This window comes from Pseudoduganella ginsengisoli (assembly GCF_009720865.1).
In the GTDB taxonomy this organism is placed as follows: Bacteria; Pseudomonadota; Gammaproteobacteria; order Burkholderiales; family Burkholderiaceae_D; genus Rugamonas; species Rugamonas ginsengisoli.
The window spans coordinates 182,507-200,819 of the sequence record NZ_WNLA01000001.1; the positions used below are offsets into that span (position 1 = coordinate 182,507).

The 18,313-nt window shown below is 59.6% G+C and carries 16 protein-coding genes; 11 read left to right on the forward strand and 5 right to left on the reverse strand.

Annotation, left to right across the window (positions count from 1 at the left end):
* Positions 1 to 100: 100 nt before the first annotated feature.
* Positions 101 to 1,312 (reverse strand): HlyD family secretion protein, encoded by a 1,212-nt coding sequence (locus GM668_RS00810; RefSeq protein WP_155437039.1) that lies wholly within the window; start codon positions 1,310 to 1,312, stop codon positions 101 to 103.
* Between the two features lie 145 nt (positions 1,313 to 1,457).
* On the opposite strand from GM668_RS00810, the gene GM668_RS00815 reads away from it, so the two are divergent.
* The 4 genes from GM668_RS00815 (at position 1,458) to GM668_RS00830 (ending at position 4,160) form a co-directional block, all read left to right on the forward strand.
* The gene (locus GM668_RS00815; RefSeq protein ID WP_155437040.1) at positions 1,458 to 2,189 is read left to right on the forward strand and encodes a TetR/AcrR family transcriptional regulator; all 732 of its coding nucleotides are present in this window, start codon (positions 1,458 to 1,460) and stop codon (positions 2,187 to 2,189) included.
* A gap of 90 nt (positions 2,190 to 2,279) precedes the next feature.
* The gene (locus GM668_RS00820) at positions 2,280 to 2,462 is read left to right on the forward strand and encodes a hypothetical protein (protein WP_154371765.1); all 183 of its coding nucleotides are present in this window, start codon (positions 2,280 to 2,282) and stop codon (positions 2,460 to 2,462) included.
* Between the two features lie 98 nt (positions 2,463 to 2,560).
* The gene (locus GM668_RS00825; RefSeq protein WP_155437041.1) at positions 2,561 to 3,793 is read left to right on the forward strand and encodes an RNA polymerase sigma factor; all 1,233 of its coding nucleotides are present in this window, start codon (positions 2,561 to 2,563) and stop codon (positions 3,791 to 3,793) included.
* 76 nt (positions 3,794 to 3,869) lie between these two features.
* Entirely contained in the window at positions 3,870 to 4,160 is a 291-nt protein-coding gene (locus GM668_RS00830) for a DUF3144 domain-containing protein (protein ID WP_170305438.1), read from the forward strand.
* Positions 4,161 to 4,282: 122 nt separating this feature from the next.
* Here the strand turns inward: GM668_RS00830 and lpdA are convergent, their stop codons facing one another.
* The 3 genes from lpdA to aceE are packed head-to-tail and all read right to left on the reverse strand — an operon-like array spanning position 4,283 to position 10,462.
* Positions 4,283 to 6,055: a dihydrolipoyl dehydrogenase gene (gene lpdA, locus GM668_RS00835; RefSeq protein ID WP_155437043.1), complete on the reverse strand. Its 1,773-nt coding sequence runs from the start codon at positions 6,053 to 6,055 to the stop codon at positions 4,283 to 4,285.
* Between the two features lie 10 nt (positions 6,056 to 6,065).
* Positions 6,066 to 7,745 carry a dihydrolipoyllysine-residue acetyltransferase gene (aceF, locus tag GM668_RS00840; protein WP_155437044.1) on the reverse strand — a complete coding sequence of 560 codons (1,680 nt, stop codon included), beginning with the start codon at positions 7,743 to 7,745 and terminating at the stop codon, positions 6,066 to 6,068.
* A 20-nt stretch (positions 7,746 to 7,765) separates the two neighbouring features.
* Positions 7,766 to 10,462 carry a pyruvate dehydrogenase (acetyl-transferring), homodimeric type gene (gene aceE / locus GM668_RS00845; RefSeq protein ID WP_155437045.1) on the reverse strand — a complete coding sequence of 899 codons (2,697 nt, stop codon included), beginning with the start codon at positions 10,460 to 10,462 and terminating at the stop codon, positions 7,766 to 7,768.
* 328 nt (positions 10,463 to 10,790) lie between these two features.
* Here aceE and folD point away from each other — a divergent pair, with 328 nt between their 5' ends.
* The 7 genes from folD (at position 10,791) to GM668_RS00880 (ending at position 17,849) form a co-directional block, all read left to right on the forward strand.
* Positions 10,791 to 11,636, forward strand: a complete 846-nt coding sequence (gene folD, locus GM668_RS00850) for a bifunctional methylenetetrahydrofolate dehydrogenase/methenyltetrahydrofolate cyclohydrolase FolD (protein ID WP_155437046.1) — start codon at positions 10,791 to 10,793, stop codon at positions 11,634 to 11,636.
* Positions 11,637 to 11,643: 7 nt separating this feature from the next.
* Positions 11,644 to 13,737 carry a M3 family metallopeptidase gene (locus tag GM668_RS00855; RefSeq protein ID WP_371868596.1) on the forward strand — a complete coding sequence of 698 codons (2,094 nt, stop codon included), beginning with the start codon at positions 11,644 to 11,646 and terminating at the stop codon, positions 13,735 to 13,737.
* A gap of 2 nt (positions 13,738 to 13,739) precedes the next feature.
* Positions 13,740 to 14,372: a glutaredoxin family protein gene (locus tag GM668_RS00860; protein ID WP_155437048.1), complete on the forward strand. Its 633-nt coding sequence runs from the start codon at positions 13,740 to 13,742 to the stop codon at positions 14,370 to 14,372.
* Positions 14,373 to 14,454: 82 nt separating this feature from the next.
* Entirely contained in the window at positions 14,455 to 14,880 is a 426-nt protein-coding gene (locus GM668_RS00865) for a DNA polymerase III subunit chi (protein WP_155437722.1), read from the forward strand.
* Complete coding sequence (locus tag GM668_RS00870) at positions 14,877 to 15,269, forward strand: DUF2486 family protein (RefSeq protein ID WP_155437049.1); 393 nt, start codon at positions 14,877 to 14,879, stop codon at positions 15,267 to 15,269. Before GM668_RS00865 ends, GM668_RS00870 begins: the two co-directional genes overlap by 4 nt.
* 204 nt (positions 15,270 to 15,473) lie before the next feature.
* Entirely contained in the window at positions 15,474 to 16,616 is a 1,143-nt protein-coding gene (locus tag GM668_RS00875) for a branched-chain amino acid ABC transporter substrate-binding protein (RefSeq protein ID WP_155437050.1), read from the forward strand.
* Positions 16,617 to 16,727: 111 nt separating this feature from the next.
* On the forward strand, positions 16,728 to 17,849 hold the full coding sequence (locus GM668_RS00880) for a branched-chain amino acid ABC transporter substrate-binding protein (RefSeq protein WP_155437051.1): 1,122 nt from the start codon (positions 16,728 to 16,730) through the stop codon (positions 17,847 to 17,849).
* Positions 17,850 to 17,903: 54 nt separating this feature from the next.
* Here the strand turns inward: GM668_RS00880 and GM668_RS00885 are convergent, their stop codons facing one another.
* Entirely contained in the window at positions 17,904 to 18,215 is a 312-nt protein-coding gene (locus tag GM668_RS00885) for a c-type cytochrome (RefSeq protein WP_155437052.1), read from the reverse strand.
* Positions 18,216 to 18,313: the final 98 nt, after the last annotated feature.

Consider the following 18,313-nt stretch of genomic DNA (forward strand, 5'->3'; position numbering starts at 1 on the left):
TCAATTGATGGGTCAATTGATGGGTCAATTGATGGGTCAATTGATGGGTCAATTGATGGGTCAATTGATGGGTCAATTGATGGGCCAATTAATGGGTCAATTAATGGGCAGTCTTCTGTGCGTTCGCTTGCGCGGTCTTTTGCGCATTCGCCGCTGCCTGCGCCTTTTCATACGCGGCGGTTTCTTTCAGCGACACTTCGGCGATCACCGACATGCCTGGCACCAGGCGGCCTTGCAGTGCTTTCAAATCTTCCTGCTTGAACGTGATCTTGACTGGCACGCGCTGCACGATCTTGGTGAAGTTGCCGGTCGCGTTATCGGCCGGCAGCAGCGCAAATTGCGCGCCCGATGCGGGCGAGAAGCTGTCCACGCGGCCCACCAGTTCTTTGCCTGGCAGCGCATCGACGGTCAAGTGCACTGGCTGGCCTGCTTTCAGTTCAGCCAACTGGGTTTCCTTGAAATTGGCCGTCACCCACACGTTGTCTTGCACGATGGCCGTCAATTGCTGGCCGGGCTGGACGCGCTGCCCCACTTCCAGCGTGCGCTTGCCGATGCGGCCATCGACTGGCGCGACGATGCGGTTGTACGCCAATTGCTGCTGCGCGTCTTTCAACTGCACTTTCAAGACGTTCACTTGCGCCTTCAGCACTTCACGCGCCGCGGTGGCGGAACCGATTTGCGCCTTGGCCGCAGCAGCGCTGTCCTTGCGGGCTGCCAGGTCGGCCGTCGCGCTGGCGCGGGCGGCATTGGCGGCATCCAGCTCGGCTTTCGATACGGCTTTCATCTGGCTCGTATACAGCTGGCCGAAACGCTCGGCGTCTTGCGTGGCGCGCACCAGCTGCGCCTGCGACTGCGCCACTTGCGCAGCGGCGGCGGAAGCTTGTGCATTGACTTGCGCGATTTGCGCATCGGCCTGCAGCACCTGCTGTTCGGTGGCGGCGATTTGCGCCTGGATTTGTTCGACGCGCACGGTCTGGTCGAATGGGTCCAGTTCAGCAATCACGTCGCCTGCTTTGACTACCTGGTTATCGTCGACCAGCACTTTGCTGACGACGCCGGCGATACGGCTCGACACCGGATGCACGTGGCCGGCGACATAGGCATTTTCCGTTTCAACAAAGTTATGGCTGCGGTACCACATGCGGCCGCCGGCGCCTGCGGCTGCCAAGGCGATCAGGCCGGCAATGAGCACGACACGCTTGTTCGATGGGGGCGCGCCTGCGGCTTGAGCTTGGGCCGCTGGGTTTGCATTGGGGCTTGGGACGGCGCTGAGCACTTTTTGCTCTGCTTGTTGGCTTTGCTGGGTCGGCATTACGCGCTCCAAATAATGAAATGGGATAGGTGCATTATTCGTCAAGTCTTAGGCGAAGTCAAGAAATGAAACGATTGCATTTCATTTTATTTTGGACTAAAGTCCCTATCTGATAAGATGTCTGTGCTCTTCCAGCCTGTACGCCATGTCTAACGCCACTATTCAAGATTTGCTTTCCAAACAAGAACTTAACTTCCCATGTCCGGGCGAGCATGTATTGCCGTGCCAGCGCAAGGCGCAGGGACGCCCCAAAGCCGCCGACGCGGAAGCGCGCTTGCAAGAATTGATCGTGATTGCAGCCCAGCTGTTCATGGAAAAGGGCTATAACAAGGTCAGCCTGGAAATGATTGCCAAGCAAGCAAGGGTGGCAGTACGCACGATTTACGTGAAATTCGGCGGCAAGGCGGGGCTGTTTTCCGCTGTCATTGCTGCGGGGCGTACCCATTTCTTTGCCGACATGGACGACCTCGACACCACCACGCGGCCGCTGCGCGACGTACTGGCGGACTTTGGCCTGCATTTCCTGGACCTGGTGACGTCGCCAGTAGCGGTGGCGCTGCACCGGATTGTGATTGCGGAATCCCAGTCGACGCCGGAACTGGCGCGAGCGTATTACGACGTGGGGCCGCGCCAGACGCGGGAACAGATTGCGCGGCTGCTTTCCCGTCCGGACATCCGGGCCCAGCTGCGTGACGACGTGCCGGTGGAAATGCTGGCTGTGCAATTCCTCAACTGCCTGATGGGCGACCATATGGGCCGCTTGCTGTTCCAGCCGGACAGCGCGCCGGCGCCGGAAGTGATGCAGCGCCAGCTCAATATCGGGCTCGACATGTTTCTCGGCGGCGCATTGCGCCGCCCTGCCCCTGCTTCAGCGTAACTTTTCCACGCTGACACAGCCGAATGTGCGGAAACGCACTGTGCATTTTTCCTGTTGGGCGCATCCTATACCTTTCAATTGGGAGGTTATATGAGCAAGTGTGATCGGCTCGAATGGAGCAGGAAAGTGGCCTCGCTGAATGAGCGTATCAAGGGTTTCCAATCAAACCCAACCAAGGAACAGCTCGAGGCAGCCATAGACGAATTACGCGCATACGCGGAAGCGGCGCGCTCTGGCGGGATAGAAATCCCGACCAGCTTTATTGCCAATTAAAACAAACTACGCGGGTATGCACCCACTACGGAACCGGGCACTGCCCGGTTTTTTTGTCGGGTGTGCTTTCCGTAGCGTAATTTGGGGTAAGCTGAGGTATGGGACATCACGCCAACAGCGACATCATCAACGCCACCCTGGCCGCCACGCGGCCCCAGGCGATGGCGGCGCTGTTGCGGCATTTCCGCGACCTCGACCTGGCCGTTAACGCCCACAAGCAAGCAGCCCTGGGCGCGCTGCAATTGTGGCCACGCTCGGGGCTGCCCCGCGATCCGCTGGCCTGGCTCGTCACCACGGGCCGCAACACCGGCCAGGAAGCACTGGGCGCCCGCTATGCCACCATGGCCCTGCCCGATGCGGAATTGCTGTTCGGCGCCGGCGCCGATATGCTCGACCCCGACAGCCACATCCCCTACCGCGACGACACGTTGCGCCTGCTGTATATCTGCTGCCATAAGGATTTGCCGCCGTCGCACCAGATGGCGCTGGCCCTGCGCCTCGTCTCGGGCGTGCCGGTACCCGCCATTGCCCACGCATTCCAGATCCGCGAAGCCGCCATGGTGCAGCGCATCTTGCGCGCCAAGCGCCGCGTATCGGAAGAAGCGACGCCGTTTGACGACATCAAGGACCACCAGCGCGCCGAGCGCCTGGCCACGGTGTCGACCATGATTTACCAGTTGTTCAATGAAGGCTATTTCAGCAGCAATGGCCGCCATGGCATCCGCACGGAATTGTGCGACGAAGCCATCAAGATGGCGAAACTATTGGCGCGGCTGTATCCCTATGACAGCGGCACGCTGGGTCTCGCCGCCCTGCTGATGCTGCAGCACGCCCGCGCCCATGCCCGCGTCGACACCCACGGCGCCCTCGTTCCGCTGGCGCAGCAAGACCGCACCCGCTGGGACCGCGCGCTGATCAACGAAGCTGTGCCGCTGGCGCAGCGGGCAGCCAATTGCAGGCCGCTGGGGCCCTATCAAATCCAGGCGTCGGTGGCTGTCGTCCATGCGCAAGCGGCCAGTGCGCGCAAGACGGATTGGGCGGAAATCGACCGTTTATATGGTGTGCTGGAAACTGTCCACCCCTCGCCTATCGTGACGCTGAACCGGGCCGTAGCGATTGAACATTTGCGCGGGCCCTCGGCCGCGCTGCGCATGCTGGAACCGCTGGAACAGGATTTGGCCGGCTATGCGTATTACTTCAGCTTGCGCAGCCTGCTGTTCCGCCGTTTGGGCCGCAATGCGGAAGCCCGTGCCGCCCTGCAAAAGGCGCGCACGCTGGTGCGCAGTGCACCGGTGGCCGACCAGATCGACATGACCTTGAATCTCATTTGATAAAACAACACCTAAGTTGTTACATCAGGCGATTCATGGCAGGATGCCAGTCTCACCAACCCAAGGCGTTTTTATTATGAGCACTACTCCTACCACCGACGAACAGTTCATGCAGCTGGTTGACACCTTCATCACCACTGCGAACGAAAAGGCCCAGAACATGGACCGCAACGTCATCGGACCTGCAATGATGTTTGCAGCGACCCGCTTTAACGCCTATATGCTGGCCATGTCCACCCGCAACGTGGAAGAATTCAAGCAACAGTCCGAGCCTGCCCGCAAGTACTACCTGGAGCAGCATGAAAAAATGATGGCGGACAACTTCAAAGATTTCGAAACGAACTTCGACAAATACCGCGGCAATTAAACCTATCGCGTAGCAAGCGAACGATAGTACGTTTGGGGCCAGGCCCCGAAATGTCGATTAAACGCATCAAACAAAAAAGCCCGGGTCATTTCTGAACCGGGCTTTTTGCTTTCCTATCAGTATTACTTCTTGCGCGGTGGCGGCAAGTCCGTGCAGACGCCTTCGTAAGCTTCCGCCGCCATACCGATCGACTCACCCAGGGTTGGGTGCGGGTGGATGGTCTTGCCGATGTCGACGCCATCGCAGCCCATCTCGATCGCCAGTGCGATTTCACCAATCATGTCGCCAGCGTGCGTGCCGACAATGGTGCCGCCGATGATGCGGTGCGTTTCCGCATCGAACAGCAGCTTGGTGAAGCCTTCCGCGCGGCCATTGGCCACCGCGCGTCCGCTTGCAGCCCATGGGAAGTGGCCCTTCTCGACCTTGATGCCCTTGGCTTTCGCTTCATCTTCCGTGATACCGGCCCATGCCACTTCCGGATCCGTGTACGCGACGGAAGGAATGATCTTGGCGTCAAAGTGGGCTTTTTCGCCGTGCGCCGCTTCCGCAGCCACGTGCGCTTCATGCACCGCCTTGTGCGCCAGCATCGGCTGGCCAACCAGGTCGCCAATGGCGAAGATGTTCGGTACGTTGGTGCGCATCTGGCTGTCGACCGGGATGAAGCCGCGATCGGTGACGATCACGCCAGCCTTGTCGGCGGCGATCTTCTTGCCGTTCGGGCTGCGGCCAACGGCCACCAGCACCATGTCGTACAGCTGCGGCTCCGGTGCGGTGACACCGGCTTCCGCTGCCTCGAACGTCACCTTGATGCCTTCCGGCAGGGCTTCGACACCCACCGTCTTGGTCTTGGTCATGATGCGGTCGAAACGCTTCTCGTTGTACTTCTGCCATACTTTGACAGCGTCGCGGTCCGCACCCTGCATCAGGCCGTCCATCATTTCCACGACATCGATACGCGCGCCGAAAGTCGAATACACCGTCGCCATTTCCAGGCCGATGATGCCGCCGCCAATGACCAGCATGCGCTTAGGAATCTGACGCAGTTCCAGCGCGCCCGTCGAATCCACAATGCGCGGGTCTTCCGGCACGAATGGCAGTTTCACGACCGACGAACCGGCCGCAATGATGGCCTGCTTGAACTGCACCACTTTCTTGGTGCCATCCTTGGCCGTCACTTCGATGTGGTTGGCGCTCAGGAATTGGCCGACGCCGACCACGATCTGCGTTTTGCGCGCCTTGGCCATACCGGCCAGACCGCCGGTCATGTTCTTGATCACGCCTTCCTTGTACTTGCGTACCTGGTCGATGTCGATCGTCGGCTTGGCGAAAGTCACGCCGGTGTTGGACATGTGCGCCGTTTCATCGATCACGGAAGCCACGTGCAGCAGCGCTTTCGATGGAATGCAGCCCACGTTCAGGCACACGCCGCCCAACGTTTCGTAGCGCTCCACGATGACAGTCTTCATGCCCAGGTCGGCAGCGCGGAAGGCAGCCGAGTAGCCGCCTGGGCCACCGCCCAGCACCATCATGTCGCAGTCGATGTCAACCTGGCCGCTGTAGCCGCCAGCGATCGGCGCCGCCACTGGCGCGGCAGGCGCTGCCGGTGCTGCGGCCGGAGCCGCAGGGGCCGGTGCGGCCGCAGCCGGAGCTGCTGCCGCTGCAGCGCCCTCCTCGACCAGCAACACCAGCGACCCTTCGCCAACCTTGTCGCCCACTTTGACCTTCAATTCCTTGACCACGCCCGCGTGGCTCGATGGAATTTCCATCGACGCCTTGTCGGATTCGACGGTCACCAGCGACTGGTCAACCTTGATGGTGTCACCCACCTTGACCATCACTTCGATGATCTCGACTTCCTTGAAGTCGCCGATATTCGGTACTTTAACTTCGGTCATCCGGGGCTCCTTACAGCAAGATCTTGCGCAGGTCGGCCAGCACTTCGGCCAGGTACGCGTTGAAGCGCGCGCCCAGGGCGCCGTCGATCACGCGGTGGTCGAACGACAGCGACAGCGGCAGCATCAGGCGTGGCTGGAATTGCTTGCCATCCCATACCGGCTCGATGGCCGACTTCGACAAGCCCAGGATCGCCACTTCCGGCGCGTTGACGATCGGCGTGAACGCCGTGCCGCCAATACCGCCCAGCGACGAAATCGTGAACGTTGCGCCTTGCATGTCGGCTGGCTTCAACTTGCCTTCGCGCGCCTGCAGCGACAGTTCCGTCATTTCGCGGGCAATCTGCGACACGGATTTCTGGTCGGCGTTCTTCACGACCGGCACCACCAGGCCGTTTGGCGTATCGGCAGCGAAACCGATGTTGAAGTACTTCTTGATGATCAGGTTTTCGCCCTTTTCATCCAGCGACGAATTCACAACCGGGAACTTCTTCAGCGCCGCCACGGAAGCCTTGATGACGAAGGCCAGCATGGTCAGCTTGGCGGCATCCTTGTTCTTCGCGTTGGCCGCGTTGGAATCCACGCGGAACTGTTCCAGGTCCGTCACGTCGGCCTTGTCGAAGGTCGTCACGTGGGGAATCTGTACCCAGTTGCGGTGCAGGTTCGGGCCGGAAATCTTCTTGATGCGCGGCAGCGGCAGCAGTTCGGTTTCGCCGAACTTGCTGAAGTCCAGCGATGGCCATGGCAGCACGCTGAAGTTGCCGCCGCCGCCAATCGAGCCGCCGGCAGCCACAGGGGCTGCGGCAGGCGCGGACAGCACGCCTTTGACGAACGCTTGCACGTCAGCCTGCGTGATGCGGCCTTTAGGGCCGGTGCCGCCCACTTTGCCCAGATCCACGCCCAGTTCGCGGGCGAACTTGCGGATCGATGGCGAAGCGTGCGCCAGCTTGCCGGTTTGGACGGAGCCGTGCGAAGCAGCAGGAGCCGGAGCAGCGGCAGCAGGCGCGGCAGCGGCTGGAGCAGCAGCCACCGGAGCCGGTGCGGCGGCAGGCGCAGGCGCCGCAGCAGCAGGAGCGGCCGCAGGAGCAGCACCGCCCACCGCGTCAACGATCAGCACCAGCGAGCCTTCGCCCACTTTGTCGCCGACTTTGACTTTCAACTCTTTGACGACGCCGGCGTGGCTCGATGGAATTTCCATCGACGCCTTGTCCGATTCCACAGTGATCAACGACTGGTCAACAGCAATGGTGTCACCTACTTTGACCAGCAGTTCGATGACTTCGACTTCCTTGAAGTCGCCGATATCGGGCACTTTGACTTCCACCGGACCAGCGGCGGCCGGCGCTGCGGCTGGCGCCGCAGGCGCTGCAGGGGCAGCAGCCGGTGCAGGTGCGGCTGGCGCCGCAGCGGCAGCAGGTGCGGCCGCAGGCGCAGAGGCTGGAGCCACCCCGGCATTCGCATCTTCCACCAGCAAGATCAGCGAGCCTTCGGAGACTTTGTCGCCGATCTTGATTTTCAATTCTTTCACGACACCGGCGTGGCTCGACGGAATTTCCATCGACGCTTTATCCGATTCCACGGTCGCCAGCGACTGGTCCACCTTGATGGTGTCGCCGACCTTGACCAGCAGTTCGATGACTTCAACTTCCTTGAAATCACCGATGTCCGGTACTTTAACTTCCACAATGCTCATAGCGTTCGCTCCGTATTCTCTCATTGGGTCACCGGATTTGGTTTGTTAGCGTCGATGCCATATTTGGCAATCGCCTGTTCCACGGTCGAAACAGGTACTTTGCCCTCTTCCGCCAGCGCTTTCAGCGACGCTACGACGATATAGTAACGGTTCACTTCGAAGAACTCGCGCAGTTTCGCGCGGCTGTCGGAGCGGCCGAAACCATCGGTGCCCAGGACCTTGTAGGTACGGTCTTTCGGGATGAACGCACGGATCTGTTCCGCGAATGCTTTCATGTAGTCGGTGGTAGCCACGATCGGACCGGTGGTGTCCTTCAGCAGGCTGGTCACGTATGGCACGCGCTGCTCTTTCGACGGATTCACCAGGTTCCAGCGTTCGCAATCCTGGCCTTCGCGTGCCGCCAGGGTCAGCGACGGTGCGGACCAGATGTCGGCCGCGATATTCCAGTCATTCTTCAGCAGTTCAGCAGCGAAGATGGATTCACGCAGGATAGTGCCCGAACCGATCAGCTGTACGCGCTGCTTGGCGTTTTTATCGCCTTCTTGCAGCAGGTACATACCTTTCAAGATACCCTCTTCCTGGCCGGCTTTGATGCCTGGATGAGCGTAGTTTTCGTTCATGATCGTGATGTAGTAGAACACGTCTTCCTGGTTGGTCACCATGCGGCGCAGGCCGTCATGGATGATCACTGCCAGTTCATGCGCGAACGTCGGGTCGTATGGCACGCAGTTCGGGATGGTGGCGGCAACCAGGTGGCTGTGGCCATCTTCGTGCTGCAAGCCTTCGCCGTTCAGCGTGGTACGGCCGGCGGTACCTGCCATCAGGAAGCCGCGGGCGCGCATGTCGCCGGCTGCCCATGCCAGGTCGCCAACGCGCTGCAGGCCGAACATCGAGTAGTACGTGAAGAATGGAATCATCACGCGGTTGTTGGTCGAGTACGACGTTGCTGCGGCAATCCACGAGCTCATGCCGCCTGCTTCGTTGATGCCTTCCTGCAGGATCTGGCCGGCCTTGTCTTCGCGGTAGTACATCACCTGGTCTTTATCGACCGGCTCGTACAACTGGCCTTGCTGGTTGAAGATACCGATCTGGCGGAACAAGCCTTCCATACCAAAGGTACGGGATTCGTCCACCATGATTGGCACCAGGCGCTGGCCCAGCGACTGGTCGCGCAGCAGCGCGGTGATGATACGGACGTACGCTTGCGTGGTGGAGATTTCACGGCCTTCAGCGGTCGGCTCCAGCACGGCCTTGAACGATTCCAGCGGCGGCACCACCAGGGTTTCGTCGGCTTTCACGCGGCGCGATGGCAGGTAGCCGCCCAGCGCTTTACGGCGCTCGTGCAGGTACTTGATTTCCGGTGCGTCGTCGGACGGCTTGTAGAACGGGATTTCCGCCAGCTTGTCGTCAGGGATAGGAATGCTGAAGCGGTCGCGCATTTCGCGGATGGCTTCGTCGTCCAGTTTCTTGGTTTGGTGCGCGGTGTTGCGCGCCTCGCCGGATTTGCCCATGCCGAAGCCCTTGACGGTCTTCACCAGCAGCACGGTAGGCTGGCCTTTGGACTCGGTGGCCATCTTGAAGGCAGCGTAGATCTTGTGTGGATCGTGGCCGCCGCGGGTCAGGCGCCAGATGTCGTCGTCGGTCAGGTTGGCCACCATTTCCAGCAGCTTTGGATGCTTGCCGAAGAAGTGCTTGCGAACGTACGCGCCATCCTTGGCTTTGTAGTTCTGGTATTCGCCATCGACGGTTTCCATCATGACTTTTTGCAGGATGCCGTCTTTGTCTTTCTTCAGCAGCGCATCCCAGCCCGGACCCCAGATCACTTTGATCACGTTCCAGCCGGCGCCGCGGAAGTCCGCTTCCAGTTCTTGAATAATCTTGCCGTTGCCGCGCACCGGACCGTCCAGGCGCTGCAGGTTGCAGTTGACCACGATGACCAGGTTGTCCAGCGATTCACGCGCGGCCATGCCGATCGCGCCCATCGATTCTGGTTCATCCATCTCGCCGTCGCCGCAGAAGGCCCACACTTTACGGCCGGTGGTGTCGGCAATGCCGCGCGCGTGCAGGTACTTCAGGAAGCGCGCCTGGTAGATCGCCATCAGCGGGCCCAGGCCCATCGACACGGTCGGGAATTGCCAGAAATCCGGCATCAGTTTCGGGTGCGGGTACGACGACAAGCCTTTGCCGTCCACTTCCTGGCGGAAGTTCAGCAATTGTTCTTCGGTCAGGCGGCCTTCCAGGAAGGCGCGCGCGTAGATGCCAGGCGACGAGTGGCCCTGGATGTACAGCAGGTCGCCGCCGTGGTTATCCGACGGGGCTTTCCAGAAGTGGTTGAAGCCGATGCCCAGCATATTCGCCAGCGAAGCAAAGGAAGACAGGTGGCCGCCCAAATCGCCGTCAACGCGGTTGGCCTTCACCACCATCGCCATCGCATTCCAGCGCATCCACGAACGCAGCTTCTCTTCATATTCCAGGTTACCCGGGCAGTGCGCTTCCAGGTCGGCAGGGATGGTGTTGATGTAAGCGGTGTTGGCGGAGAACGGGATGTCCGCGCCATTGCGGCGGGCCAGGTCGATCAGGCGCTCCAGCAGGTAGTGGGCACGGTCCGAACCTTCGTTTTGCAGAACGGCTTCCAGCGCATCCAGCCATTCCTTGGTTTCCTGCGCGTCAGGATCGAGGGCGGTTAGTGCCGTGACCTGGTCGAGTTGAGCTGCCATGTAATAAGTCTCCTAGTGTGAGACGCCCACCCGATTCACCGATCGCGAGGGCGGTGCTGCGTGTTAATTTACTAAGACTTCGGAAATCAGACTTCTGGTATTACTGAATTAGTGAAAGGATTCTAACAGCGTTTTCCGCATTTTTCAAATTACGATAACGCATTTCACATTGTGGGAATTACGTATTTTTTAAGCTGGACTGTCGGGACTCCGTCGCGTAATTGATTGGATTTCAACTCTAAAAGTTGAAATCTTTCTGTCATTTTTCGGCGCACGGTATCCGTTTTATAATGTGGTCTTTCTTCCCACCCTCCCCATAAGTTCAATCATGTCTGCTCAATTGATCGACGGTATCGCCCTCTCCCAGAAACTCCGCGCTGAAATCGCCGCGCGCGCCGCTGCCCTGACCGCCCAGGGCAAACAGCCCGGCCTGGCTGTGATCCTCGTTGGCGAAGACCCGGCCAGCCAGGTTTATGTGCGTAATAAAGTCAAAGCGTGCGGTGACGTCGGTATCCGTTCCGTGATGGAGAAATATGATGCGGACTTGACCGAGCAGGCATTGCTGGACCGTATCGCTGCACTGAACAACGATCCAACCATCCACGGCATCCTCGTGCAAATGCCGCTGCCGAAGCACATCAACCCGCATAAAGTCATTGAAGCGATTGCCACCTCGAAAGACGTGGATGGCTATTCCGTGCTGTCGGCCGGTGAAATGATGACGGGCCTGGACGGCTTCCGCGCGTGCACGCCATACGGCTGCATGAAATTGATTGAATCGACCGGGACCGACTTGCGCGGCAAGCACGCTGTCGTGATCGGCCGCAGCAACACCGTGGGCAAGCCGATGGCGCTGCTGCTCTTGCAAGCCAACGCGACCGTCACCATCTGCCACAGTGCAACTCCGGACCTGGGCGTATTCACCCGCCAGGCAGACGTCGTGGTGGCCGCAGTCGGCCGCCGCAATACGCTGACTGCTGATATGGTGAAGCCTGGCGCGATTGTGATCGACGTGGGCATGAACCGCGACGATAACGGCAAGCTGTGCGGCGACGTGGACTTCAACGGCATCAAGGAAGTTGCCTCGCACATCACGCCAGTACCAGGCGGTGTGGGCCCAATGACGATTACGATGCTGTTGATGAACACCATTGAATCGGCCGAACGCAAATAAGAGAGAAATGATGACTGACACCACAAACAACCCGCTGCTGGACTTTTCCGGACTGCCACGCTTTGACCTCATCAAGCCGGAGCACGTCACCCCCGCCATTGATCATTTGATGGCGCAAAGCAGCGCCGTGGTGGCGCAGCTGGAAGCGCCATCGGAGGTTGTTACGTGGGACAACTTCGTGGCGCCGCTGGAAAGCGCCACGGAATTGCTGGGCCGCGCGTGGAGCATCGTCAGTCATTTGAACAATGTCGTCGATACGCCGGAATTGCGTGCCGCGTTCAATGAAAACCAGCCGAAAGTCACGGAATTCTGGACCGCGCTGGCGCAAAATGAAGCGCTGTTCAACAAGTACAAGGCCCTGAGGGCCAGCCCCGGCTTCGACAGCCTGACGCCGGCCCGCAAACGCATCGTCGACAATGCCGTGCGCGATTTCCGCATGGGTGGTGCAGAACTGCCGGAAGACAAGAAAGCACGCTTTGCCGACATCCAGGAAGAGCACGCGAAAGTGTCGACGCGCTTTTCGGAAAATGTGCTCGATGCCACCAATGACTATAAGTTGACGGTGGAAAACGAAGCAGATCTGGCCGGCCTGCCGGATGACGTCAAGCAAGCCGCCAAAGCCTTGGCGGAAAAAGAAGGTAAAAGCGGCTGGATGTTCTCGCTGCACTTCCCTTCGTATTACCCGATTTTGCAATTCGCGGACAACCGCGCGTTGCGTGAAACCGTCTACCGCGCCAACGCCACCAAGGCGTCCGAACAGGGCGCCATGTTCAGCAAGCGTGAAGAGTGGGACAACACGCAAAACATCGTGACCCTGTTGAAGCTGCGCGCGGAAGAAGCGGCGCTGCTGGGTTACAAGAATTTCGCTGAAGTGTCGCTGGTGCCGAAGATGGCGCAATCGCCGGAGCACGTGATTGCCTTCCTGGAAGACCTGGCCAAGCGCGCCCGTCCGTATGCGGAAAAAGATTTCGAACAGCTGCGTACTTTCGCCAGGGATGAACTGGGCCTGGATGATTTGCAGGCGTGGGACTTGCCGTACGCATCGGAAAAACTGCAGGAACGCCAGTACGCGTTTTCGGCGCAGGAAGTCAAACAGTATTTCCCGGAGCACAAAGTCGTCGATGGCTTGTTCCGTCTGATCCAGTCGCTGTTCTCCGTCACCATCGCGCCCGACGTGGCTGCCACGTGGCACCCGGATGTGCGCTTCTACCGCATTGAACGCGATGGCAAATTGATCGGCCAGTTTTACCTGGACTTGTATGCGCGCGCCGGCAAGAGCGGTGGCGCGTGGATGGATGATGCGCGCGGCCGCCGCCTGCGCGCCGATGGCGACGTGCAGACGCCGGTTGCGTATTTGACGTGCAACTTCACGGAGCCTGCCACGGTCGATGGCAAAGTACAGCCTTCGCTGTTCACGCACGATGAAGTCATCACGCTGTTCCACGAATTCGGCCATGGTTTGCACCACATGCTGACGCAAGTCGATGAAATCGGCGTGTCCGGCATTGCCGGCGTCGAGTGGGATGCGGTCGAACTGCCATCGCAATTCATGGAAAACTTCTGCTGGGAGTGGGATGTGCTGTCGCACATGACGGCGCACGTCGAGACAGGCGAACCGCTGCCGCGCGCGCTGTACGACAAGATGCTGGCTGCAAAGAATTTCCAGTCCGGCATGCAGACTTTGCGCCAGGTGGAATTCTCGCTGCTGGACATGCATTTGCACTTCGACTTCGACCCGGCCGGGCCGCAATCCGTGCAGGAAATGATCGACGGCGTGCGCCGCAAATTCTCCGTCGTGATTCCGCCAGCCTTTAACCGCTTCCAGAATTCGTTCGGCCATATCTTCGCCGGCGGCTATGCGGCGGGCTACTACAGCTACAAGTGGGCGGAAGTGTTGTCGGCGGACGCCTATGCCGCGTTTGAAGAAGCGGCGGCACTGGATAAGGATGTGGGCGTGCTGTGCAAGGAAACCGGCAAGCGCTTCCAGCAAGAGATCCTGGCCGTGGGCGGCTCCCGTCCCGCGCTGGAATCGTTCACGGCCTTCCGTGGCCGAGAACCGTCGATAGACGCGCTGCTGCGCCACAGCGGCATGGCAGCCTGATCATGAAAGCGCGCCAACTGCTCCCTGCCTTGCTGTTGCTGGCCCTGGGGACGGCTGGTGCGCAAGTCGCAGACGCGCATGTCTACAAGTGGAAAGATGAGAAAGGCGTCACGCATTTCTCGGATACGCCGCCGCCAGCCAGCGCCGCAAAGGCGGTGGAACTGAAGACGTATGACACCGGCGGCGGCACGCAGGAATTGCCATATGAACTGCAATTGGCGGTCCGCGACCATCCCGTCACCCTGTACACGACGGCGGCATGCGCCGCATGCGACCAGGGCCGCGCGCAATTGCGCAAACGGGGCATCCCCTACAACGAAAAAACCGTGCTGACGGCTGCCGATATGGAAGCGCTGAAGCGCGCCGGGGGCAATGGACGCTTGCCTTTGCTGACGATCGGACGCATGCGCCTGGTGGGCTATGACTCGGCGGCATGGGATGACGCGCTCACGACGGTAGGCTATCCGGCGCAAAGCATGCTGCCGCCAAATTATGCATACCGCGCCCCCGCGTCCGCAGCGCCTCCACCGCTGCCGACCGATGCCGACCGCGCCACCTCCGCACAAGCCAAGGCGCCGCCCGCTGAAGTACGGCGTCCCGCTCCCGTCAACGCACCGCCCGACTTTCAGTTCTAGGCAGGCGGCGCCGGTTTTTCCCGTCGCCGCACCCTTGCATGCGGTTACAATAATGGCAGTATCAACCGATCCCACTGCCAGCATGACCCGCGTCGATTTCCATACCAATGTGCCTGACAAACTTGCCTATGCGTGCCGCCTGGTGCGCAAGGCCAGTGCAGCCAACAACCGCATCGTGCTGCTGATGGACGACGCGGTGCAGCAGCAGGCGCTCGATGCGCAACTGTGGTCGTTCGCGCCAACGGAATTCTTGCCGCACGTGGCGGCCGGCGATGCGCTGGCCGCACAAACGACGATCATCCTCACCTGTGAAGACAGTGCGCCATTGCCGCACACGGACTTGCTGGTCAACCTGTCGCGCCGCATGCCGGCCGGCTTTGAGCGCTTCAACCGCGTCATTGAAGTGGTGTCGGCGGAAGAAACCGATGCGGCGGCTGGCCGCCAGCGGTATAAATCGTATAAACAGCAAGACTATCAACCCACCCACTTCGTGGCCAATAAATCATGAGCCCCGCCCATCCCTACGACGCTTCAATTCCCGTGCTGACGGAAGTGCTGCAGGAAACGCCTGTTGAGCCGCCGGCCGCCGCGCATCCCCCGCACCATGCCCACTTCCCTGCCGCCGCCGCGCACCAGGCGGAAGACACGCAGGCGCTGGACGACGCGCAGTGGGCTGCGCTGGAGCGGCGCCTGTCGGAAAAAGTGCTGCAGCAATTGCAGTCGCGCGTGGACTTCGTGCTGGAACAGCGCATCCGCGACAGCATGGAAGAGGCGCTGAACCAGGCAATCAAGGGCTTGACGTCGGAAATTCGCCACGGCTTGCACGAGGCGCTGGGCGCCATTGTCAGCCGCGCAGTTTCGCAGGAGTTGCTGCACCTGCAGGCGCAAAAGAAGTGAAATAGTCCAAAAACCCATACTACGCCCCGTAAACCGGTCCCACTTCTCAGACGTTTACGGAAAAAAGCGCCGGCGACTGCTTTGCAGTGTTGCCTTTTTGTTGTAACTTCACGCCGTAGCCTTGTTAATGGCGCTGCAACGTTGCACGCCGCCGTGATTACCGCCGTTACTACTTACCGCCGTTACTACTTTCGGAGAACGTACATGCAGTTCAACACCAAGCTGATTCCATTCGCCATTGCCCTGGCATTCGCAGGCAGCGCCGGCGCGCAGGACATCATCAAGATCGGCCACGTGGCCCCTGTCTCCGGCCCTTCGTCCCACCTGGGCAAGGACAATGAAAACGGCGCCAACATGGCCATTGCCGACTTGAACGCCAAAGGCATCAAGATCAATGGCAAGCCAGTCAAATTCGTCGTGCAACTGGAAGACGATGGCGGCGACCCGAAACAAGGCACCACGGTTGCACAAAAGCTGGTCGATGCGCACGTACAAGGCGTGGTGGGCCACCTGAATTCCGGCACCACGATTCCGGCATCGAAAATCTACATGGACGCCGGCATTCCGCAGATCTCCCCCGCCGCCACGTCGCCTGACTACACCAAGCAAGGTTTCAAGACCGCGTTCCGCGTGGTCGCCAACGACAATAAACTGGGCGGTACACTGGGCCAGTACGCCGTGCAAAAACTGGGCGCCAAGAAAATCGCCGTGATCGATGACCGTACCGCATACGGCCAGGGTGTGGCGGGCGAATTCGTCAAAGGCGCGAAGAAAGCATCGCCAGGCGTGCAAGTGGTGGCGAAAGAATTCACCACCGACAAAGCCACCGACTTCAACGCGATCCTGACGTCGATTAAAGCCAAGAACCCTGACCTGATCTTCTTCGGCGGCATGGATTCCGTCGGCGGCCCGCTGCTGCGCCAGATGAAGGCACTGGGCATCAAAGCCAAGTACATGGGCGGCGACGGCCTGTGCACGGACGCGCTGCCACGCCTGGCCGGCGACGCGGCAGCCAATGGCGTCGTGACCTGCGCTGAAGCAGGCGGCGTGACGGCGGACCTGCAAAAGAACATGGATGATTTCCGCGCCCGCTACAAGAAGCAATTCAACCAGGAAGTCCAGCTGTACGCGCCATATGTGTATGACGCTGTGATGGTCATGGCGCAGGCCATGATTGAAGCCAAATCGTCTGATCCAGCCAAGTACCTGCCATACCTGGCCAACATCAAGTACCAGGGCGTTACGGGTCCGATTTCGTTCGATTCCAAAGGCGACATCAAGGATGGTACGCTGACCTTGTTCACGTACACCGATGGCAAAAAGACCAAGATGGAAGTCGTGAAGTAATCAGCTGCATAAGCAAATAAAGAAACAATCGCTGACTGCGTAACGTACAGATGAGATCATTCGGGGCCGTCCACACCACTGGACGGCCTTATTTTTTGGAGTACGCACACAATGCAAATGAAGTTCATACCTGTGGCGCTGGCCATGGTGTTTTCGGCAGCAGGCGCACAGGCGCAAGAAATCATTAAGATCGGCCACGTGGCCGCCACGTCGGGCCCTTCCGCCCACCTGGGCAAGGAAGATGAAAACGGCGCCAGGATGGCCGTGGAAGACTTGAATGCGCAAGGCTTCAAGATCAATGGCAAAGCTGTCAAGTTCGTGCTGTTGCCGGAAGACGATGCCGCAGACCCGAAACAGGGCACGGCAGCCGCACAGAAACTGGTCGACGCCAAAGTCAACGGCGTGATCGGCCACCAGAATTCAGGCACGACGATTCCCGCATCGAAGATTTATAACGATGCAGGCATTCCGCAAATCTCTGCGTCGGCCACCAGCCCGGTCTATACGCACCAGGGCTATAACACAGCATTCCGCGTCGTCGCCAACGACAACAAGCTGGGCAGCGTGCTGGGCAAATATGCCGTGCACAAGCTGGGGGCGAAAAAAATCGCCGTCATTGATGACCGTACCGCGTATGGCCAGGGCGTCGCGTCGGAATTCGCCAAGGGTGCAAAAGGCGCGCAAATCGTCGCCAAGGAATTCACGACGGACAAGGCCACGGACTTCAACGCGATCCTCACTGCCATCAAGGCCAAGAATCCAGACCTGGTCTTCTTCGGCGGCATGGATGGCGTGGGCGGCCCGCTGCTGCGTCAAATGCGCTCGCTGGGCCTCAAAGCCAAATACATGGGCGGCGACGGCATCTGCACGGAAGCCTTGCCGAAACTGGCAGGTGGTGCGGATGACACCGTGACGTGCGCAGAGGCAGGCGGCGTACCGGCTTCGCAGAAAAAGCAGATGGAAGAATTTTCCGCGCGCTACAAGAAGAAATTCAACTCGGACGTGCAGATTTACGCACCGTACGTGTATGACGCCGTGATGGCCATGGCAACGGCCATGCAGCAAGCCAAATCGGCCGACCCGGCGAAATACCTGCCCTACCTGGCCAAGGTGCAATACCAGGGCATTACGGGCACCATCGCGTTCGACAAGTTTGGCGACATCAAGGATGGCGCGCTGACCCTGTACACGTTCAAGGATGGCCGCCGCCAGTTGCTGGAAGTGGTGAAGTAAGCAGTAAAACAAAAGGGGCCCATCGGCCCCTTTCTCTTTAACTGCACAGTTACATCATTTCTGCGACAGGACCCATTTCACCAGGGTCTTGGCTTCCGCTTCGTTGACTTGCGGATTGGCTGGCATAGGCACCGCGCCCCACGAGCCGGAGCCGCCTTTCATGACCTTGGTCACCAGCTTGGCTTCGGCGTCTTTCTGGCCGGCGTATTTAGCGGCCACGTCCTTGAATGCCGGGCCCACCACTTTATTGGCAACCGAATGGCATGCCATGCAATTCTTTGCTTTGGCCAGATCGGCATTGGCCATGGCGCTTTGTGCTGCGAAGGCCGAAACGGCCGCGATACCTACCACCAAGATACGTTTCATCGTTTTCTCCATAGTAACTACAATCTATTCTACCTCGTTCTTACAACGCGGGGATCATAGCCCTGGTTGACCCTCGCAATAATATCGCACCCGGTATA